This window comes from Acinetobacter sp. LipI_23 (genome assembly GCF_058243045.1).
In genome coordinates, this window is the sequence record NZ_JBZAYJ010000001.1 from 3224403 (window position 1) to 3245232 (window position 20830).

17 protein-coding genes are annotated in these 20830 nt (G+C 43.7%); 9 read left to right on the forward strand and 8 right to left on the reverse strand.

Annotated elements, in window-relative coordinates:
- Window positions 1-104: 104 nt before the first annotated feature.
- The gene (locus tag AC4CVD_RS15955; RefSeq protein WP_062032089.1) at window positions 105-3602 is read left to right on the forward strand and encodes a hybrid sensor histidine kinase/response regulator; all 3498 of its coding nucleotides are present in this window, start codon (window positions 105-107) and stop codon (window positions 3600-3602) included.
- Window positions 3603-4003: 401 nt separating this feature from the next.
- The gene (locus AC4CVD_RS15960) at window positions 4004-4771 is read left to right on the forward strand and encodes a hypothetical protein (protein WP_004978226.1); all 768 of its coding nucleotides are present in this window, start codon (window positions 4004-4006) and stop codon (window positions 4769-4771) included.
- 47 nt (window positions 4772-4818) lie between these two features.
- Here AC4CVD_RS15960 and AC4CVD_RS15965 read toward each other — a convergent pair.
- Window positions 4819-6056, reverse strand: a protein-coding gene (locus tag AC4CVD_RS15965) for an IS3 family transposase (RefSeq protein ID WP_101495500.1) whose coding sequence is annotated in 2 segments (ribosomal slippage) — window positions 4819-5720 and window positions 5720-6056 — 1239 coding nt in all. Because the reading frame shifts where the segments join, the coding sequence is not laid out codon by codon here.
- A 105-nt stretch (window positions 6057-6161) separates the two neighbouring features.
- A complete protein-coding gene (locus AC4CVD_RS15970; protein ID WP_004691689.1) occupies window positions 6162-6812 on the reverse strand; it encodes a response regulator in 651 nt (216 codons plus the stop codon).
- A 377-nt stretch (window positions 6813-7189) separates the two neighbouring features.
- On the opposite strand from AC4CVD_RS15970, the gene msuE reads away from it, so the two are divergent.
- The 5 genes from msuE (at window position 7190) to AC4CVD_RS15995 (ending at window position 11096) form a co-directional block, all read left to right on the forward strand.
- Window positions 7190-7918: an FMN reductase gene (gene msuE, locus AC4CVD_RS15975; RefSeq protein WP_004691693.1), complete on the forward strand. Its 729-nt coding sequence runs from the start codon at window positions 7190-7192 to the stop codon at window positions 7916-7918.
- Window positions 7919-7945: 27 nt separating this feature from the next.
- Window positions 7946-9052, forward strand: a complete 1107-nt coding sequence (gene sfnG / locus AC4CVD_RS15980) for a dimethylsulfone monooxygenase SfnG (RefSeq protein ID WP_078388332.1) — start codon at window positions 7946-7948, stop codon at window positions 9050-9052.
- A 127-nt stretch (window positions 9053-9179) separates the two neighbouring features.
- Window positions 9180-9590, forward strand: a complete 411-nt coding sequence (locus AC4CVD_RS15985; RefSeq protein WP_078388331.1) for a DoxX-like family protein — start codon at window positions 9180-9182, stop codon at window positions 9588-9590.
- The gene (locus AC4CVD_RS15990) at window positions 9587-10420 is read left to right on the forward strand and encodes an SDR family NAD(P)-dependent oxidoreductase (RefSeq protein ID WP_058870488.1); all 834 of its coding nucleotides are present in this window, start codon (window positions 9587-9589) and stop codon (window positions 10418-10420) included. The genes AC4CVD_RS15985 and AC4CVD_RS15990 overlap by 4 nt, the downstream gene beginning before the upstream one ends.
- Before the next feature lie 61 nt (window positions 10421-10481).
- Entirely contained in the window at window positions 10482-11096 is a 615-nt protein-coding gene (locus AC4CVD_RS15995; protein WP_078388330.1) for a riboflavin synthase subunit alpha, read from the forward strand.
- 120 nt (window positions 11097-11216) lie between these two features.
- Here AC4CVD_RS15995 and acs read toward each other — a convergent pair whose 3' ends face one another.
- Window positions 11217-13160 carry an acetate--CoA ligase gene (gene acs / locus AC4CVD_RS16000; protein WP_201706897.1) on the reverse strand — a complete coding sequence of 648 codons (1944 nt, stop codon included), beginning with the start codon at window positions 13158-13160 and terminating at the stop codon, window positions 11217-11219.
- Window positions 13161-13613: 453 nt separating this feature from the next.
- Here acs and AC4CVD_RS16005 point away from each other — a divergent pair, with 453 nt between their 5' ends.
- Window positions 13614-14585, forward strand: coding sequence for a mechanosensitive ion channel family protein (locus AC4CVD_RS16005; RefSeq protein ID WP_058870491.1), 972 nt, complete (start codon window positions 13614-13616; stop codon window positions 14583-14585).
- Here the strand turns inward: AC4CVD_RS16005 and AC4CVD_RS16010 are convergent.
- The 5 genes from AC4CVD_RS16010 to prfB form a co-directional block, all read right to left on the reverse strand.
- The gene (locus AC4CVD_RS16010) at window positions 14571-15281 is read right to left on the reverse strand and encodes a 16S rRNA (uracil(1498)-N(3))-methyltransferase (RefSeq protein WP_490753426.1); all 711 of its coding nucleotides are present in this window, start codon (window positions 15279-15281) and stop codon (window positions 14571-14573) included. The two genes, AC4CVD_RS16005 and AC4CVD_RS16010, sit on opposite strands and share 15 nt — an antisense overlap.
- Window positions 15282-15494: 213 nt before the next feature.
- On the reverse strand, window positions 15495-16775 hold the full coding sequence (locus AC4CVD_RS16015; protein WP_490753427.1) for a 3-deoxy-D-manno-octulosonic acid transferase: 1281 nt from the start codon (window positions 16773-16775) through the stop codon (window positions 15495-15497).
- Window positions 16776-16874: 99 nt separating this feature from the next.
- Window positions 16875-17954, reverse strand: a complete 1080-nt coding sequence (locus AC4CVD_RS16020; RefSeq protein ID WP_490753428.1) for an alkene reductase — start codon at window positions 17952-17954, stop codon at window positions 16875-16877.
- A 15-nt stretch (window positions 17955-17969) separates the two neighbouring features.
- The gene (locus AC4CVD_RS16025; RefSeq protein ID WP_004978252.1) at window positions 17970-18269 is read right to left on the reverse strand and encodes an ArsR/SmtB family transcription factor; all 300 of its coding nucleotides are present in this window, start codon (window positions 18267-18269) and stop codon (window positions 17970-17972) included.
- A gap of 140 nt (window positions 18270-18409) precedes the next feature.
- Window positions 18410-19505 (reverse strand): peptide chain release factor 2 gene (prfB, locus tag AC4CVD_RS16030; protein WP_100222790.1). Its coding sequence is split into 2 segments (ribosomal slippage): window positions 18410-19432 and window positions 19434-19505, totalling 1095 coding nucleotides; the frame shifts between segments, so codons are not numbered across the junction.
- Between the two features lie 482 nt (window positions 19506-19987).
- Here prfB and AC4CVD_RS16035 point away from each other — a divergent pair.
- Entirely contained in the window at window positions 19988-20770 is a 783-nt protein-coding gene (locus AC4CVD_RS16035; protein WP_490753429.1) for a putative porin, read from the forward strand.
- Window positions 20771-20830 lie beyond the last annotated feature (60 nt).

The following is a 20830-nucleotide window of genomic DNA, read 5'->3' on the forward strand; positions in this document are numbered from 1 at the left end:
ATTGGTTGTAATTTAGACTTTGGTCTGTAAATCTTAAACAAGCTCAGCAGCCTCTATCCCAGATGCGCTATGATGGCCGAGATGATGGAAAAACTTTAGGTAAAATGAACAGCTGGCTCATTATCGGGGTATTGGCCCTCTATATCGTCTTACTCTTTATCTGCGCCTTTTTTGGTGAGAAACACGCCAGCCGCCTGAGCACGCGTGGGCGCATGCTATTGTTTAGTTTAACTTTAGGGGTCTACTGTTCATCTTGGACCTTTTATGGCGCAACAGGTGCAGCAGTTCGTGAAGGCATTATCTTTCTGCCGATCTACCTTGGCCCACTACTTTTCGTCGCACTGGGCTATGACATTTGGCGTCGTTTAGGCCGCGTCCGTCAGCACCATGCTATTTCATCGATTGCCGATTTTGTCGCTGCACGCTATGGTAAAAGTGGGCCTTTGGCCTCAATGGTGACTATCCTCGCCGTCATTGCGATTATTCCTTACTTAGCCCTGCAGTTACGCGCTATTGCACTCAGTGCTGCGGTGATTTTAGAGCCCACCGCAGGCAGTATCGCCTCAACCACCAACGGTGTGTTATTCCTCACTGGTATTTTGGCCATTTTAGCCATGATTTTCGGGACCAGACAGATTGCCAATACAGAACAACATGGTGGTCTGATGTTGGCGGTTGCCTTCGAGTCTTTTGTCAAACTGTTTGCTTTGCTGTGTGTCGCACTCTTTTTCGTGTTTGCTGCACCTGAAAACATCCATCAAATTTCCAAAGATGTCGCAGAGACTTTCCATCAAGTACAACTCATTGGGGTGCCCGATACATTTTGGATTCAAACCTTGTTGGCTGGACTCGCGATCATTTGCTTACCGCGTCAGTTCCACGTCGCTGTGGTCGAATTGCGTGATGAAAAGCATATTCGCGGGGCACGGCGCTGGTTCGCAGTCTATTTAGTTTTAACCATCATTGCTATTATCCCGATTGCCAGTTGGGCGCTGCATGCAACGCCAGGTTACTTAGCGATTCCCGATGTAGCGGTTTTGTCTTTACCTTTAAGTTATGGCCAAGACTGGTTAACCCTATTGGCCTTTTTAGGCGGCTTCTCTGCCTCTACGGGTATGCTGTTGGTGTCTTCAGTGGCACTATCGATCATGCTCAGTAATGACTTGATCATGCCTGCCTTATGGCGTACTAATTTACTGTCCCGCCACGATAAACGCTTACCTTTGGTGCTTAAATTTACCCGTCGGGTCTGTATTTTAGCCGTAATGTTATTGGGCTTTTTGTTCTTCCATTTTTTCAATGACATTGACCAACTTTCAGTCTTTGGCTTGTTGGCCTTTAGTGCGGTGGCTCAGTTCTCACCTGCCCTCATAGGTGGTCTGTACTGGCGTGGCGGCAGTAAACAAGGCGTCTATGCAGGTTTATTGGCTGGTTTTGGTATGTGGGCCTACACCCTACTGTTACCCACTGTACTGCGCAGTTTGCCTGCTGAATATTCACACTTTACCGAAAGCTTTCTCAATTTCGGGCCAATGGGCATTAACTGGTTACGTCCTGAAGCCCTGCTCGGTTTTGAATCCTTTGCCGCACTTACCCATGGGGTGGTGTGGGCACTGGGTCTGAATATTATTTTATACATTTGGATTTCCCGAATTTTCCGCCCCAGCGTGGCCGAACAAATTCAAGCAGAAAGCTTTTTCTATTATGAAACTAAGCCACTGCCAACACAGAGCACGTCAACAGACATCAACTACATTCATCACGATGTTGCACGCTTAAAAGTTGGTGATTTAATCACCTTAGCCAAACGGATTACTGGCGATGGCGCAACTATGCGCGCTTTCCAACAGTTCTGTGCCCAGAACAATGTGGTGCTGAATGAAAACAGCAATGCCAACGGCATGTGGTGGCGTTTTACCGAACAATATTTAGCAGGCACGATTGGCGCTGCATCGGCACGTACCCTGCTCACCACCGCAATGGTCAACAATGGCCTCGCTTTGGGGCAAGTGGCAAACATTCTGGACCAAGCCTCACAGTGGCAACGTTTTAATCAAAACCTGATCATGACCATGATTGACCACATGACCCAAGGGGTGAGTGTGGTCGATGAAAATATGTGTTTGGTGGCATGGAATAACCAATATTTAAAACTGTTTGATTATCCGAAGGACATTGTCTATGTCGGTTGTCCAATTTCCGATTTGATTCGGTATAACGCAGAGCGCGGCGAATGTGGCCCGGGTTCGGTCGAAGAACATGTACGGAAACGGATGCACTGGATGCAAGTCGGTAGCGCACACGAGTTTGAACGGATTCGTAAAGATGGTCGTGTCATTCAGATGCGCGGCAATCCAATTGAAGGCGGTGGCTTCGTCACCACCTTCGCCGACATTACCGCCTTCCGTGAAAACGAAGCCATGCTGGAGGCGCGTGTCCAAGACCGAACTCAACAGCTAGCAGATGCATTAACTGAACAACAACTAGCACGTGAGCAAGCCGATAAAGCCAATATGTCGAAAAGCCGCTTTATTGCCGCGGCCAGTCATGACTTATTGCAACCCATGCATGCCGCGCGTCTGTTCAGTACGGCTTTAGAACAAAGCGTACAAAGTGAAGAAGACCGTAAAACCCTACAACAGCTTGATCGTGCCTTACACGGTGCAGAAAGTATGTTGTCTGCCCTGCTGGATATTGCACGTCTTGAAGGTGGTACCATTCAACCGAACCGTCAGGCTTATCCGCTGCATGATTTACTCAGTGACCTCGAATTGCAGTTTAAATCCATTGCAGCACAGCGCAGTATTCGTTTCAGCGTACATGATGCTCAGTTCTGGATTGATACTGACCCACAGTGGATTCGCCGTATTATTCAAAACTTTGTCAGTAATGCCCTACGCTACACTGCCAAAGGCAAAGTGGTGGTGGGTGTACTCCGCTCCACGGACAAGCCACGCCATATCCGGATTGGGGTGTGGGATACAGGACCCGGGATTGCAGAAGAACAACGGATTAAACTATTCCAAGAGTTTGAGCGCTGTGGCCATACCTCACCGTGGGGTGAGCAAGGGCTTGGCTTGGGCTTAGCCATCGTACAACGGATGACCAGCCTGCTCGACTACCCAGTGCATGTCTATTCAGAGTATGGCAAAGGGTCATGCTTTATGATTGAAGTACCAATCATTGATCCACCAAAAGTCGTGGCAGCGCCTGTACAAGCGGTTCCACTCAAAACCAAAGCCTATAAAATTTTGTGCTTGGACAATGACGAAACCATTTTAGAAGGGATGTCGACTTTACTCACCAAATGGGGCTATCAAGTGTTTAAGGCAACCGAGCCTGAGCAAGCTTTTGAGATGATTCAGCAAGAAAACATTCAGGTCTGGTTGGTCGATCAGCACTTAAATCATGACAAAATTGGTTTGGACTTTATTTTGGCCAATCGCCAAGAGAATGTCCCCGTCGCTTTGATTACAGCAGACTCAGATCCTGAACTGCCACAACGGGTCAAAGATATGAATATCGTGCTTTTGAAAAAACCATTAAAACCTGCTTCTTTACGAGCATGGTTATCGGGTTTAAAAATTTCAAATCCTGAATAAATTCACTACATTTGCTCACAAAACCCAAGTCATCTGACTTGGGTTTTGTCTTTTTTAGGCCCTGTATATACGGCAAACTGACTAAAGTTTTAACGGTTTCGACCAAAGTGCTCATTTCCAGCTCTTTGAAGCCCAATAATATTGACTAAAAATTCCACATCTATTTTTACTATGGCAAAATACACCACTTACATTAGTGAACACTTGTATACTTAGTTACAATTTTTCAAGCATTTGTTTTATTTAAACTAAATATGCATAAAAACACAAAATACGACTTTAGTCGTATTCATCTCCACAGGGGATTGGCAGATAACTAGGACTAAGAAAAGATCAGTTTTTCTACCTTATACCTCTTCCTTCGCTGAAGAAACTGATCATCCTTCTCTTGGAGTTTTATGATGAACATTTCTAAAGCAATGCCACATGGCTCAGATCAATCACAACAATTTTTGCGCCAGTATAGTGCCAATGCCTTTTTACCCAGTATTGACTGGGTCGAACTCTTTAAACAAAGTAGACTCAACGAGACTCATGTTCAGGCCTTAGATACGCTGTATCACACCGCTATTCCCCTCGCATTACAAGTGTTTGAACAACTCGACTTTGATGTGTTTCGCCCCGCGGCTTACCAACCGCAAGGTTTAGGTCTATTTGAAAAACTTCAGCAACAAGAAGACCCGTTCTTGCTGGCATTGGAAGCCGAATCCAGCGGACTCAGTGAAGATGTGCGCCATCAAATTTGGAGCATGCTCCTTCGCGGCGGTGCAGTTTTGGTGTTTAAAGCATGGCTCGGTAAAGTCAAAACCGATCAGGATCAACTCGACACCACCCAGTTTGACCAATTGTCGGATCTGCTCTTTATTAAAACACCACCGCAAGTCTTGGCGGATCGCTTAAGTATTGATGCGCAAGGAACACAAGACCATATTTTCCTTATGTATGACAACGAAATCTACTTAGACCGTTTCAACAGCTTGGAAACGGCGGCTTTATTTGTCGATCTTGGCGTGTATGATGCGGCCTTTTTAAGTCTGCGTGATGACCGTGTTGCCGCTTATTTGAAACAACAGGGCTATGTCTCTGAAGAGCAAATTGATGACTTACAATGTGCTTTAAATCCTTTATTTTGTACCGATGTCACCAGCAAACAAAACTGCTTGGCTTAAACTGTCTTGTCCTGAAATAGATTGACAGTATTCCACTTCAAACCGAGTTAAGCAATTAGCTCGGTTTTAGTTTGCTCATACATCTGATTCGGGGTGTTCATATTTAAACTTAAATGTGGTCTATAGTAATTATAAATCATGATAGATTCCGTAATTAAGTGATCTAACTCCTTCATGGTTTGACATCGTGTAGTTAAAAACTCCTGCTTTAATATTCCATTAATCCGCTCTGCTAATGCATTTTGATATGAGAAACACTGTTTCGCAAGGTATCCATCTGTCATGGAAGGACATATCCCATAATGGCGCAATGCCGATTGATATAGCTCAGAGCAATACTGAGAGCCTCTGTCTGAATGATGAATCATCCTAGTCGCTCGATCCGTCACATGCTGCATCGCCATATGTAGAGCCTGCATAACATTCTCCGCACGCATATCATTCGATAACTTATAACCTTTAATCTGACGGGTATAAGCATCTGTCACCAATGATAAATAATGTACGCCTTCAGCACTCTCAACATAAGTAATATCACTAACAAAGACTTCGTTGGCTTGCACTGCTGAATAATCCTTTAATAAATTTGGATGCTTCTTCATCCAATGCTTGCTATCCGTAGTTTTTGTATAGCGACGCTTGGGGCGAATCAATAAATTATGCTCTTTCAATATTTTAAATAACTGATCCCGTCCACACTTTAAACCACGCTGCAACAATTTGCCTTTAATAAGCCAATACAACTTACGTGTTCCGATACTTGGCATGAGACAACGATATTCCATAACCAACTCAAGTATTTGTTCAGTTGCTTGTGCAGTCATTTGAGCACGTTTTTCTGCTTGATAATAAGCTTGTCGGGTGATTCCCAACCACTGACAATAACGTGAAACGCTTAGTCCTCTTTGGCTTTGCCAATCTTTGAAACGTGCTCGGTATACTTTTTTCCAAGATCAGTCCCACATTCTTTATCAATGTGATAAATCACATCCTGAATAAATTCAGTTTTAAGCTTTTCTGCGGCTAACTGCTTTTCTAATTGGCGGATTCGTTGTTGGGGTGTTAATTGGCGTTTAGAAGAAGGCGGCATATTCGAAGTCCAGTCCTGTTGTCCGTGCTTGCGTAACCATACCAGCACAGTTGATCTTCCTTGAATACCATATTTTGCCTGAGCTTGTTTATAAGTAATTTGCCCTTTTTCTACTTCATGTACAACCATCATTTTAAAGGCAAAGCTATAATCACCTTGTGTACGTTTAACTCTTTGTTCTCGTTCATGTTCCATAAAATAAGCCTCTTAAAGGTGTAAACTTATTTCAGGACGGGACAAACTTAAGACCGAAAAAAAGCGCTGATGATTCAGCGCTTTTTTTTAATTCAATAGATCAGCTTACATTCGTTTTTCTTCAATATTTAAAGCATTGATAGCAAGGACCGCTTGAGTTCGGTTTTGTACCCCGAGCTTACGGAAAATCGCAGTCACGTGTGCTTTAATTGTCGCTTCTGAAACATCAAGTTCATAGGCAATCTGCTTGTTCAACAAACCTTCTGCCACCATCATCAATACACGGAACTGCTGCGGCGTTAAGGATTGAATGCGCTCAGCCAGTGCAGTTTCATCGGCGGCACGTGGATCAAAGTTCATGTTAGCAGGTAAATTTGGCGGCAACCAAATTTCACCATCTAAGACTTCGCGAATTGCTTCGCCAATATGACTTGGATGTGCCGACTTTGGAATATAACCCATCGCACCATGTGCAATTGAACGCTGAATGATTGACGTCTCTTCATGCGCTGAAACGACAATGATCGGTAATGATGGATACTGGGCACGAACGTGTACCAATGCAGAAAAACCTGAAGCACCTGGTAAGTTTAAGTCCAATAGCACCAAATCAGGTTCAGGACCTTTTTCAAGGCGTTCATAAAACTCGTTTACTGCAGCTGTTTCATGAATTTGAGCTTGCGGTAAGCTATAACGAACAGCTTGGATTAACGCATGGCGAAACAGCGGATGGTCATCAACGATTAATATATTCATAAGCAACGAGAGATTTCGAGTGCACTAGTCTTGACTATTCTAACCATACAAGTGCCGATAAGGATATGCAAAGTCTAACTTTTTTTCACTTTATCACGCTTTAGGTAGGAAAATAGCCTCAATTCCAAGTCGATATTGAAATATAAATAACTAATCACATTTTGATATAAAATTTATCAGCACATCGAAAAAGGTTATTTAATTTAAATATATATAAAAAATACAACTATTTAATAAAAATTTTAGCAGCCTTTTTCAAGCTCAACAGATATATCTTAAAATCAGATAACTTAACGCTATTTCTTTATTTTACAGCCTTCGTTCAGATATTAGATAAATAAGCCCATTCCGAGATACAACACTTTAGGGCTTTCCTTATGTCTACTTTACTGCAAAAACCACTCAATATTGTCGCTGTGTCAGGCGGTTTAAATACCCCGTCTAAAACTGAGGCTCTAGTACAAGAAATATTAAATGAACTGGGCGATGCAACCCCAATCAATGTACATTTCATTAAATTCAGCGAAATTGGCCATTTACTCGGTGGCGCGATTTACCGCAACCAACTGCCACAACGTGTGCAAGATGACTTAGCCGCGGTCGAAGCTGCCGATGCGTTGATTGTTGGAACACCAGTTTATCGCGCCTCTTTTACGGGCTTGTTTAAACACTTTTTCGACTTTGTTGAGCAAACGGCGCTGGTCGATGTACCGGTACTGCTTGCAGCTTCAGGTGGCAGTGAACGCCATGCGTTGGTACTGGAGCATCAACTTCGCCCACTATTCAGCTTCTTCCAAGCGCAAACTTTACCTATTGGAGTCTATGCCACAGACAAAGACTTTACACCCGCGTATACCATCCACAGTGAATTATTACGAGATCGCATTACTCTTGCCGTAGCTCGTGCTTTACCCATCCTAGAATGGGCACCTGCCAAAGGTCAGCGTGCAGAAGTAGTGAAAGAAAAGACCCAACTTGCAAATCAAAACTTGGGTATCAACACACAAATCGAACAAGACGATGTACTGCCTTCAGCCGCAGTACCAAATTTAGATGCAGCCGAGTCTCGCTTGCATCAGAAAAAAGCCAAACCACAAGTCGCTTAACGCAAAAAGCATTGAGAGGGTTTTCACATGTCACAACAGAATAAAAATATTACGTTTGCTTATTGGGTTCCCAATGTCAGCGGTGGCTTAGTGGTGAGTAATATTGAGCAGCGCACAGACTGGAGTTATGACTATAACGTCCGTTTAGCGCAGGCTGCGGAAAAAAATGGCTTTGACTATGCTCTAACTCAGATTCGTTTTACTGCGGGTTATAACGCAGAAAACCAACATGAGTCGGTCAGCTTTAGTCACGGTATCTTAGCCAAAACCAGCAAACTCAAAGTCATTGCCGCTATTTTACCTGGCCCGTGGAAACCCGTGCTTGCCGCAAAACAGCTTGCAACCATCGACCACTTAACCCAAGGGCGTATTGCGATTAATGTGGTTAGTGGTTGGTTTCGCGGCGAATTTGATGCCATTGGTGAAACATGGCCTGAACATGACCAACGCTATGCTCGCTCGGAAGAGTTTATTCGTGCATTAAAAGGTGTTTGGACCCAAGACAACTATAGTTTTGATGGAAAATACTACCAGTTCAAAGACTACACCTTGTCACCCAAACCTGTGCAAAAGCCGCATATTGAAATTTTCCAAGGCGGCAGTTCACGCGCTGCACGGGATATGGCTGCACGGGTTTCAGACTGGTATTTTACCAATGGCAACACCCCTGAGGAGCTCAAAAAACAGATTGATGATATTCGTGCAAAAGCCCAACAGAATGGCCATCAGGTCAAAATTGGGGTCAATGCTTTCATTATTGCCCGAGATACCGAGGAAGAAGCGAAAACGGTTCTGCAAGAAATTATTGATAAAGCCAATATTCAAGCGGTACATGCCTTTGGCGATGCCACCCGTGAGGCGGGTGCTGCAACACTTGAAGGTGAAGGCAACTGGGCCAAATCGAGCTTTGAAGATTTAGTTCAATACAATGATGGCTTTAAAACCAATTTGATTGGTACACCACGCCAAATTGCCGAACGTATTGTGGAATTAAAAGCTGTTGGGGTGGATTTAATCCTTTCAGGTTTTTTACATTTTATCGAAGAGGTTGAATACTTCGGTGCCAAAGTGTTGCCATTGGTTCGTGAGTTGGAAGCTCAGCAGCAATCCGTTGAGACTGCCAAATCTGCTTAGCTCGGTAAGCAGCAGACACGAACTAAAAAATAATAATCATAGGTGACTCTATTCTTCCCTCAAGGCTCGGCTTGAGGGTTTTTTTATTGGTGTATAATCCGCACAAAGTAAAAAATAACCACTTGATATGAACAACAGCCAACCCTCTAAATTCATTAATCTCTCTTTGGCCTTTTTATGGGGCTATCAAGGTCTAATTCCTAAAATCCTCTTTATCAATCCCGATGAGATTGCCATTTGGCAAACTTTTGGACTTTCCTATGTACAGGCTCAACTGGCAGGTCAGGGCTCAGGTGTGCTTGAGTGTGTTTTTGCTTTATCGTTCCTATTTAGCTCCAGTAAATATCTGCATTACCTCAGTATCTTTAGCTTAGTGTTTTTATTCGCACTGGTCGCTTTTCTAATACCAGACAGTCTCATTCGTGCTTTTAATCCTGTGGTTATGAACCTTGCAATGATCAGTCTATCCATTTGTTATTGTATGCTTCACAGTCAAAAAGCGACTTCCTTTAGTTCACAAAGTAAAGGATCCATATGAATTCAAAATCAGGTTGCATTGTCATTACAGGCAGTTCTAAAGGTATCGGCTTGGGTTTAGCTCAAGCCTTCTTGGAACAGCAACAAGCCGTTGTGATTTCTGGGCGAAACAGCACAGATTTGCACAGCGCCCTGCAACAGCTACGGCATCGCTTTCCCGCTGCGCTGATTCATGCTGTCACTTGTGATGTCACGCAAATCCATGAAGTACAAACGCTTTGGGATGAAGCCATTCAACAATTTGGTGCTGTTCAGATTTGGATTAATAATGCAGGCAGTTGTACAGCGACACTAGACTTTAAAGATCTCACAGCAGCAGACATACAAACTGTAGTTCAAACCAATATTCTAGGCAGTATGTTCGGCTCACAAGTGGCCTTAAATGGCATGCTAGCACAAGGCTATGGTCAAATTTTCAATATGGAAGGTTGGGGTACTCGAGGCGAATGGAGTGCAGGCATGACCGCCTATGCCACCACCAAACGTGCCGTAGGTTACTTTAGTCTAGCCCTGTTTAAAGAAACCAAACAGACCCACATTCAAGTCGGCACACTCAGCCCTGGAATGGTGGCAACCGACCTACTGGTATCCTCTTGGCAAAATGGCAATATTCAGCACTGGAACAAAATGAAACGGCTTTTTTTGTTTATTATCGATCCTCCCGAAGTGGTCTGTCGCTATTTGGCTCAACGTATTTTAGAGAATAAACGTCGCCATACCCGAATCGTATGGATGACGCCCTTACGTCTGTTGCTCCGATTTTTGCGACCCTATTATTGGCGTCGAAATCCAATCAAAGGTACAGCTTTAGCACATCTCAACTCAAAATAATGCCACATCGAGTGATAGATCATTTACATTAAACATAACCCCCGAATTAGGAAGACTTCTGATGTACACAGGTATTGTACAAGGCTTAGAGAAAATTCTAGATGTCCGTCAAGGCGACGGTTTTAGCACCCTTGTAGTTTCAAATACACACAACTTTTTTCACGATGTCTTCATCGGTGCAAGTGTAGCCATCAATGGCACCTGCTTAACTGCAACGCACATCGATCTGACCACCAGTCAAGTCCATTTTGATGTCTCAGATTTGACTCGACGCCTGACCACTTTAGGGGCTTTACAGACAGGCGATGAGGTGAATATCGAACGTTCAGCCAAAGTCGGGATGGAAAATGGGGGACACAACTTGTATGGACATATCGAAGGAACGGCTACGATAAAGCAGCTGAGCCGTCACGGCGAGACTCTGCATGTGGATCTCCACATTCCCGAGGGTAATATCAAATACTTTTTCTTAAAAGGTTTTATTGGTCTGAATGGTTGTAGCCTCACCGTCAACCGTGTTGATCGTAACAGCCATGAAATTTCAGTTGATTTGATTCCTGAAACCTTGCGTCTAACCACGTGGGCATCGGTACAAGTCGGCGATGCGGTCAATTATGAAATTGATCAGATGACACGGACGATGGTGGATACCTTAGAAAGCATCCATCAGCGTTAGAACTATTTAATTTCTAAACGTCTCGCACTTACAAATTGGTATACAGCAACCCGACGTATTCCATCGGTACACCAAAATAAAAATACCGTCTGCTTAAGACGGTATTTTTTTAGGTTGATTTTATCCGTTTGGATACACTTCTTTAATCAACACTTCGACCACTTGCGGTTCAGCCAGCGTCGATGTATCGCCCAAACTATCTAACTCGTTCGCCGCAATTTTTCTTAAAATACGGCGCATGATTTTGCCTGAACGTGTTTTGGGTAAAGACGGTGCCCAATGTAAGGCATCTGGTGTCGCCACAGGGCCCAACACCTTTCTTACCCACTGAATTAGCTCTGCACGGAGTTCTTCCGTTTGCGCTGTGCCCGCTTGTAAAGTGACAAAGGAACAAATTCCCTGCCCTTTGATCTCGTGTGGCATTCCTACTACGGCAGCCTCAGCAACCGCCTCATGTGCCACCAAAGCACTTTCCACTTCGGCCGTGCCTAAGCGGTGCCCTGACACATTCAGTACATCATCGACTCGACCTGTGATCCAGTAGTAACCATCTTTATCACGGCGTGCACCATCGCCCGTGAAATACGTTCCCGGATAGGTTGCAAAATACGCTTCGATAAACCGCTCAGGATCCCCCCAAATGGTTCGCATTTGTCCTGGCCATGAATCCTTAATCACCAGATTGCCTTCAGCTTCTCCTTCTAACTCTTTGCCTTCAGCATCGACCAAAGCGGGTTGAATTCCAAATAAAGGACGCGTTGCAGACCCGGGTTTAAGCGGTGTCGCACCCGGAAGTGGAGAAATTAAAATCCCGCCTGTTTCGGTTTGCCACCAAGTATCCACCACTGGGCAACGGCTTTCTCCCACTACCGTGTAGTACCAATTCCATGCTTCAGGGTTGATCGGTTCTCCAACGGAACCAATTAAACGCAAACTGCTACGGTCACTCTCACGGACAAAGGCATCCCCTTCACGCATCATGGCGCGGATCGCTGTCGGGGCCGTGTATAAAATCGTCACATTGTGTTTGTCGACAATATGTCCTGTACGTGCCCAACTTGGATACTGTGGAATCCCCTCAAACATCACTGTTGTGGTTCCATTCGACAAGGGGCCATACAGCACATAAGAATGTCCCGTAATCCAACCTACATCGGCTGTACACCAAAACACATCATCTTGTTTTAAGTCGAACACTTCACGGAAGGTACTATTCACATAAGTTAAATAGCCCCCTGTGGTATGCAGCACACCTTTGGGCTTACCGGTTGAACCTGAGGTATATAAAATAAATAGGGGATCTTCAGCATTCATCGGTTCAGGTGGACAAATCTCGTTGACGGTCATGATTTCCATGTGATACCACAAATCACGCCCTTCTTTCAGCGTGATTGGATTGCCTGTCCGATGTACCACAATCACGTTTTGTACCGAGTCTGTCCCAGGTAGATTCAATGCTGCATCTACATTTTCTTTCAGCGGAATGGGTTTCCCCCCGCGCATTCCGGAGTCTGCGGTAATCACAATTTTGGCTTGACTGTCATCAATTCGGCTCGCCAATGAGTCAGGTGAAAAGCCACCAAACACCACACAATGCACGGCACCGATTCGGGCACAGGCCAACATCGAAATGGCCGCTTCTGAAATCATCGGCATATACAGCACCACACGATCACCCTTCACCACACCATGCTTTTTCAGGACATTGGCAAAACGACACACTTCGTCATACAGTTCAGCAAAGGAAATGATTTTATGGCGTGAGGGATGGTCACCTTCCCAAATAATGGCAGGTTTATACGGATGGTCTTTTAAGTGTCGGTCAAGGCAGTTGGCACTTAGATTCAGCTGACCATCGGCAAACCATTCAATTTTAAAATTATCTTTATCATAACTGGTGTTTTTAACTTGACTAAAAGGCTTGATCCAATCGAGTTTCAACGCTTGTTCAGCCCAATACTCGTCAGGTTGTTCTATCGATTTTTGATAACGTTCAAAATATTCTTGTTCATTGGTGCGCGCAGTTTTTTCAAATTCAGCAGGTACAGGATAGACTTCTTTCATATCATACTTCCTTATATTCTGACTCTCATCGCGAGAGTTCATGCCACAGTTATTGGTTTATTATTGGACTGCATAACCACAGTATGACGATTGTTTTTTAAACAGATCAACACGGCTTTGGTCGTATATTATTTCTACAATTTAAAACACATTTTATAGTGATCTTTCAATGAGATCCTGTGTTTAATCCGTAACATGAACAAAACTGAACTCAGTAAAGTCGCTCCAGCTAGGCTTTTTTAAGCAGATTGTTACACTTCAGGCTGCGCTATTTCATACATAGAAGCATGACTCAGCGCCTTCATTCCAAAACTCAAGCATTTAAAAAACAGAGAGATAGATTTTTATCCGTCTATCAATCACCCAGAATGCGATAATTTCATACGCTTTTCTCTATTAAATACACACAATTTTCAGGCAAAATATGCCAAATTTTCAGCGATTGGAGCACCAGTGTCAGAACAAACCAATACCTTGAGCGAAGTTGCTCAAGGTACGTCAGAGATGCTACATGACGCGACAGCGAAAACCACGCAAAGTGTAATTGCACATACGGCAAAATATAATGACGCCTATTCCACCATCGACAAATTTGTCGATAGTTTTTGGGAGCGTATGCCTTATTTTTGTATTGCGCTGATTACCTTCGTCATTTTTTATTTGCTCTCCAAACTGTTTAAGCTTTTTGTTCGTAAAGCACTATCTGATCGTTCTTATACCAAACAAAACCTTGTCCTTGTCCTGAACCGTGTCGGCAGTTCGGCCATCGTCTTTATTGGCTTCCTGATTGCCATGGTGATTGCGATTCCAGGTTTCACACCCGGTCAGCTGATGAGTGCTTTGGGGATTGGCTCGGTTGCCATTGGTTTTGCATTTAAAGATATCTTCCAAAACCTACTTTCAGGAATCCTGATTTTACTGGGTGAACCGTTTAAGATTGGTGACGACATCATTGTCTCGGGTATGGAAGGCAACGTTGAAGATATTCAAATTCGTGCCACTTACTTACGTGCGCCAGATGGTCGTCGTATCGTGATTCCAAATGCAACTGTGTATACCAGTGCAGTCACCGTTAACACCGCCTATCCACGTCGTCGCTGTGAATTCTTGGTCGGTATTGGTTATGAAGATGACATCAAAAAAGCCAAAGATATTATTTTAGGTATTTTAGACCGAGATACGACCATTTTAAGTCAACCAGGTTTTAGCGTGAACGTCGCTGCACTTGCAGATTTTTCAGTGAACCTCAAAGTCCAATGGTGGGTCAACACCACAGAAACCACGGTATCTGGCTCAATCAGTTCAGTACAAGAATATGTGGTTCAGGCCTTTGCTGAGCAAGGGATTTCTATTCCTTACCCAGTTCAAGAAGTTCGCGTCGCAAAAAATGACAGCTACCCGACAGAAACTTCAACTGCTAAATAAGCGTCCTAAAACATAAGGGATCACGGTTTCAGTCCGAATAATACGGCTGCCTAGGCTCATCGCTTGGCAGCCGTTTTTTACAAGTAGTTCAACTTCGTAAGGGATAAATCCACCTTCCGGCCCGATCACAATCGTACACGGATGTTGAATCGCAAAAGGCATTTGGGTATCGCTATAAGGATGTGCCACATAGGCAGGGCAATCGGCTGAAATCAGACTTGGCAATTGATCTTCAACAAAAGGCTTAAAGCGTTTATAAATTTCAATTTTGGGTGCAACCGTATCGCCTGCCTGCTCTAGCCCCAAAGTCACATATTGATCCAACTGTTGTAAAAACGGGGTTTGCCAATAACTTTTATCGACCCGATAGCTATGCAGCAAAATAATTTTCTCAACCCCTAAAGTCACCGCATCCATAATCAAACGACGCAGAACTTTAGGACGTGGCATCGCGACAATTAAAGTCACTGGTAGTTTGGCTGGTACAGGTTCTTCATATAAGGGTTTTATACGGACAGCTGTTTCAGAGACTTCCATCACTTGTGTAAGATAACGCTTTCCGTTTTGTATCCCTACTTTTAACGTATCACCGGCTTTCAGCTCTAAATGACGATGCAAATGTTCAAGCTGACGCTTGGCACTAATGGACCAGAGTTCAGATTCAGTTTGGCGCGGATCTAAGAGAACGATATTCATAATAAATAGAAAAAATCCAAACAGTGGAGGTCTCATCAGCACATGTCATCGTGAAAGGCGACAAGGATGTCGCCCGCTGTGCTGAGGTACAGGATGTACCTCAGCACAGCAAAAGATTTTTGTTACTTTTCATCTTTGAAAAGTAACAACTACCTACGCAAAACCATCCATAAAATCTACAGCATTTGCAGTAATGACAGACTCAGTCAAATTTTATAAATAAGCATCAATCACTTGAATATGCTTTGCTAGAGAGCCGGTATTTAACTGCATAATCTTTTGTGCCGCTTGATTCAGTGTATTGGCCTGCTCTGCATCCTCTAACAGTGTCATCAACACCGCGGCAGCTTGTTCAGCATCCTCAACAACTTTCACCGCATCGGCTTGTACAAATTCATCGACAATGGTTTGGAAATTAAAATAGTTTTTGCCCAAAACCGTCGGCACATGTAACGCAATTGGCTCTAAAATATTATGTCCGCCACCAGGTTCATTTAGTGATCCCCCGACAAAACAGGCATTAGATAAGGCATACCATAACCACATCTCCCCCATCGAATCGGCTAAATAGACTTGGGTGTGCGCCTGTATGCTTTGTCCCGTACTTCTGCGAGTGGTATTTAAATTTAAACTTTGTGCAACAGCAAAGACCTCATCAAAACGCTCTGGATGACGTGGTACAACAATGCACAACAGTTCAGGCTGTGTATCCAAATATGGCTTAAACGCGCTTAACAGTTTTTGTTCTTCGGGTGCATGAGTACTGGCAATAGTGATGATCTTACGCCCAGCGAGTGACCATTCTTGCTTGAGCTGAGCTGCCTGTTTGACAAACGATTCTGGCGCATGAATATCAAACTTAATACTCCCCACCACCTGTGTTAGCGATGGTGCTGCACCGAGCTGAATAAAGCGCTCTGCAGTTGCCTGATCTTGTACCAAAAGCTGATCTAGTCCGTGTAACATCGGCTGCGTAAGGCTAGATACTTTGGCATAGCCTTTGGCTGATTTTTCAGAAAGACGGGCATTAATCAAGATACATGGCACCTGACTCTGCCCCGCTTGGGCAATTAAATTCGGCCAGAGTTCGGTTTCAACCAAAGCCAAAAGTTTGGGCTGATACAATGCGAAAAACTGACGAACTAAAGGTTTTTGATCCGCAGGTAAATATACAGCTTGGAACAGGTCTAAATAAGGTGCTTTTAAGAATAGGGATTTGGCCCGTGCCTGTCCAGTTTTGGTGGTATTGGTCACCAAGACTGGATGACCGGCTTTTAAATAATGCTCGATGAGAGGCTGCGCTGCATTGGTTTCACCCACCGACACCACATGAAACCAAATCGCTTGGTGATTTTTAACCGGTTGAAATGGCCCGAAACGTTCGAGACATTCTTGTTGAAATTGTTCTGTAGTCTCTGCACGTTTTTTTATTTTAGACTTATACAGCGGTTTGATCAGCGCAAGTGCTGCGTTATACCAAAAAGGAGTAGCCAAATACGTGCTCCAAAAATCAATGCAAAAATAAAACAGCGCAACTCATATTATCCCATGAATTGCGCTGTTATCTTGTCGCGAATTGAACGGAAAAGCAATTTAAACCGCAGCAGTTTCCATTTCAGCTAAAGTCGGATAGTCCACATAGCCTGCCGCGACATCCGTTCCAATCATATTTTCCAGTTTCAGTTCATTCAGTGGTGCATCTTGCAGTAAACGCTCATACAAGTCTGGATTGGCAATATACGCCTTACCAAAAGACACCGCATCAGCCTTGCCTGATGCCAACAGCTGAATCGCATCTTCACGACTCAGTTGCATATTGGCAATATAAGGCACTCCACCAGAACGCTCTTTCATATATTCAGAAATACTGTCTTCAGCCAGATATTCACGGGTAAAGAAGAAGGCAATCTTGCGCTTACCCAGCTGCTCCATGGCATAGCCAAATGTTTCACGTGGATCATTGTCACCCATGTCATGGTCATCACAACGCGGCGCAAAATGCACCCCTACACGATCTGCGCCCCATACTTCAATCAGTGCATCAGTTGCTTCTAGCAGGAAACGTGTACGATTTTCCACTGAACCGCCGTATTCATCTTCACGCTGATTGGTTTTGCTTTGCAAGAACTGGTCAATCAGATAACCATTGGCAGCATGTAATTCAACACCATCAAAACCGGCTTCTTTAGCACGAATCGCGGCTTGCTTATATTGCTCGGTAATGGCATGAATTTCCGAAATTTCCAGCGGACGCGGCAACACATAAGGACGTTTTGGACGTAACAAGCTGACATGACCCGCCTGTTGTACTGCACTTGCAGAGACTGGTGTTTCACCATTTAACAGATCCGGATGCGATACACGACCAACATGCCAAAGCTGGGCAACAATCAGACCGCCCTTCTCATGAACCGCTTGAGTGACCTTTTTCCAGCCTTCGACCTGAGCATCGGTAAACAATCCTGGAGTATTCAAATAGCCATTGGCTTCTTCAGAAATCACTGTAGCTTCAGAAATGATCAGGCCAGCACTTGCACGTTGCGCATAGTACTCAACCATCATTGGGGTTGGAACGCGATCAGCAGTTGCGCGGTTACGGGTCAGCGGCGCCATGATGACACGGTTTTTAAGCTCTAACGCACCGAGCGTTAAAGGAGAATTTAATTCAGCCATCGTTACTCCCACCTGTTAAAGGTGTTGTTGTAGGTGTTCGATAAATTGCTGAATCAACGCTTCATTGCGAGAAAAATAAGACCATTGTCCATATTTTTCCACTTGAATTAAACCGGCCTGCTGTAAAACGGACAAATGGTTCGACATCGTCGATTGCGATACATTTCCCAACCGTTCGATATGACCTGCACATACGCCGCGTCTAAAGTCACCACATTCGTCACTCGATAAAAATTGTTCCGGTTTTTTTAACCATTCCAAAATTTGGCGACGCGTTGGATTAGCCAAGGCTTTAAAAATTAAATCTATATCCATACTCAAGACACGTTTAATGGGCAACAAAGCGTTGTCAGCTTGTTTTACTTAATATATCGCATTTTTTCGATTTTAATATCGATTTTTTTAGATATATTGTAGAATAACTGATAACCCTTTGCTTTTATTCATCATTTAAATTACAAACCTTGTTTTAAGCTTGCTTCAATAAACTTATCAAGGTCACCATCTAGTACTGCACCTGTGTTGGAGTTTTCAACACCCGTACGTAAGTCTTTAATACGCGAGTCATCCAATACATAAGAACGAATCTGACTGCCCCAACCAATATCCGACTTCGAGTCTTCAAGTGCTTGCGCTGCTTCGTTACGTTTGCTCATTTCCAACTCATACAACTTCGCACGTAACTGTTTCCAAGCATGGTCACGGTTGGCATGTTGTGAACGTTGGTTCTGACACGCCACCACAATGCCTGTTGGCGCGTGGGTTAAACGTACCGCAGAGTCTGTTTTGTTAATGTGCTGACCACCTGCCCCCGAAGCACGGTAGGTATCGGTACGCACGTCAGATGGGTTGATATCAATTTCAATATTGTCATCGACTTCTGGCGAGACAAACACCGCAGAGAATGAGGTATGACGGCGGTTACCCGAGTCAAATGGCGATTTACGTACTAAGCGATGCACGCCCGATTCGGTACGCAACCAACCATAGGCATATTCACCTTCCACACGAATCGTTGCTGACTTAATCCCAGCCACATCACCATCCGACTCTTCCATCAATTCAGCTTTAAAGCCATGACGCTCAATCCAGCGCATATACATACGCAGTAGCATTGAAGCCCAGTCTTGTGCTTCTGTCCCACCTGAACCGGCTTGAATTTCCACATAACATGGATTTGGGTCCATTGGGTTACTGAACATACGGCGGAATTCAAGCTTCGCTAACTCTTCTTCTGCAGAAGTCAATTCAGCTTGGACATCAGCCAACAGACTTTCATCATCTGCTTCGACTGCCAAATCAAGCATCGCTTGCGCATCTTCAAGCTGCGTTGCCAAACCATCTAACACATTTAAGACGTTTTCAAGTTCGCCTTTTTCTTTGGCCATGGCTTGTGCACGGCTTTGATCATTCCAAATCGCTGGGTCTTCTAATTCACGGAGAACCTCTTCTAAACGCTCTTTTTTCAGATCGTAGTCAAAGATACCCCCGTAATGTGAGACCACGGTCGTTTAAGTCTTTTAATTGGTTTAGATACGGATTAATTTCCACGTGAATTACTCTCAATCAATATAAAGCGAAAAATAGCCGCTGATTATATCACAGTCGACGGCTGGGATTATTCATCTCAAATTCGACAAAATTACGCCTTCTTTCTAGTCCTTAAAACCGTTTAGTTTCCAAAAAAGCATTCTCTTCAACCGCAATCAAGCTGCATATAAATGCGAACCATCCCACAAAATACACACCTGAGAAGTGTTCTCAACAGACAAACGGACTAAACATTTTGAGTTAAAATTGGTTAAAATGGCGTCAAAAATTATGAACTCCACAGAATCTACACAATTTTAATAAAACAAAACATTATAAATTTATAATTTATTATCAATCATTTAAATTTAAAAAATTACACGATGTAACCTTAGATACAGAGCATTAACTTTCCTTTGGTTGACGCTTTTTTATTTTGCCCTAGACTGAAGTTGTAACAAAAAATTAATGAAATACAGTTCCACTTACGAGGGGTACATACCATGAAAAAATTAGCAATTGCTTCAGCATTACTTTCAGCTCTAGCGATCACAGGTACTGCACATGCATACCAAGCAGAGGTGGGTGCTTCAGCTGGCCTAATTGATCCAGACAACGGTAGTTCAAGCGGCTCTTTTGGCGTAGATGGCACATACTATTTCAACCCAGTTCAAACACGTAATGCGCCACTTGCAGAAGCAGCATTCTTAGACCGTGCAAGTAACGTTAACGCAAAATACCAATACGACGAAGTAGGTGATAATGAACGTCATCGTTATGGCGTCGGTGCTGAAGTCTTTGTACCTAACTCAGATTTCTATGTGAGTGGTAATGTTGGTCGCGATGATAAGAAATTTGACCGCGGTGGCGATTTTGATGAGACCGTTTATGGCGCTGAAGTGGGTTATTTACCAGCACCAGGTTTATTAATTGCTGCGGGTCTAAAAGGCTATGACAACGATTATGACGATGGCGTAGATCCTACTCTTCGCGCTAAATATGTCACTTCTTTAAGCAATGGTAAAGACATTAACTTAGAAGCAGGCGCAGGTTTTGGTGATTTAGACGAATATAATCTTGCAGCAGATTACTTCATCGATAAAACCTTAAGCCTAGGTGTAGATTACTACAGCAAAGACCGTGACTATGGTGATACTAACGAATTTGGTATCAATGCACGTAAATTCTTTACCCCGCAAGTCAGCCTTGAAGGCCGTGTTGGTTTTGGTGAAGATGGCAACAACGACTACAACAAATTCGGTTTAGCTGCGAAATATCGTTTCTAAAACCAATTAAAAACCTTGAATACTCAAAGCCCATTTTCGAATGGGCTTTTTGCACTCTGA

Excerpts from the sequence above, each read along its gene's own strand:
- AC4CVD_RS16020 (WP_490753428.1), bottom strand. The coding sequence starts at position 17,954 with ATGGCTGAATTAAATTCTCCTTTAACGCTCGGTGCGTTAGAGCTTAAA.
- AC4CVD_RS15995 (WP_078388330.1), top strand. The coding sequence starts at position 10,482 with ATGTACACAGGTATTGTACAAGGCTTAGAGAAAATTCTAGATGTCCGT.
- AC4CVD_RS15985 (WP_078388331.1), top strand. The coding sequence starts at position 9,180 with ATGAACAACAGCCAACCCTCTAAATTCATTAATCTCTCTTTGGCCTTT.
- AC4CVD_RS15970 (WP_004691689.1), bottom strand. The coding sequence starts at position 6,812 with ATGAATATATTAATCGTTGATGACCATCCGCTGTTTCGCCATGCGTTA.
- sfnG (WP_078388332.1), top strand. The coding sequence starts at position 7,946 with ATGTCACAACAGAATAAAAATATTACGTTTGCTTATTGGGTTCCCAAT.
- msuE (WP_004691693.1), top strand. The coding sequence starts at position 7,190 with ATGTCTACTTTACTGCAAAAACCACTCAATATTGTCGCTGTGTCAGGC.
- AC4CVD_RS15960 (WP_004978226.1), top strand. The coding sequence starts at position 4,004 with ATGAACATTTCTAAAGCAATGCCACATGGCTCAGATCAATCACAACAA.
- acs (WP_201706897.1), bottom strand. The coding sequence starts at position 13,160 with ATGAAAGAAGTCTATCCTGTACCTGCTGAATTTGAAAAAACTGCGCGC.
- AC4CVD_RS16025 (WP_004978252.1), bottom strand. The coding sequence starts at position 18,269 with ATGGATATAGATTTAATTTTTAAAGCCTTGGCTAATCCAACGCGTCGC.
- AC4CVD_RS15955 (WP_062032089.1), top strand. The coding sequence starts at position 105 with ATGAACAGCTGGCTCATTATCGGGGTATTGGCCCTCTATATCGTCTTA.
- AC4CVD_RS16035 (WP_490753429.1), top strand. The coding sequence starts at position 19,988 with ATGAAAAAATTAGCAATTGCTTCAGCATTACTTTCAGCTCTAGCGATC.
- AC4CVD_RS16010 (WP_490753426.1), bottom strand. The coding sequence starts at position 15,281 with ATGAATATCGTTCTCTTAGATCCGCGCCAAACTGAATCTGAACTCTGG.
- AC4CVD_RS15990 (WP_058870488.1), top strand. The coding sequence starts at position 9,587 with ATGAATTCAAAATCAGGTTGCATTGTCATTACAGGCAGTTCTAAAGGT.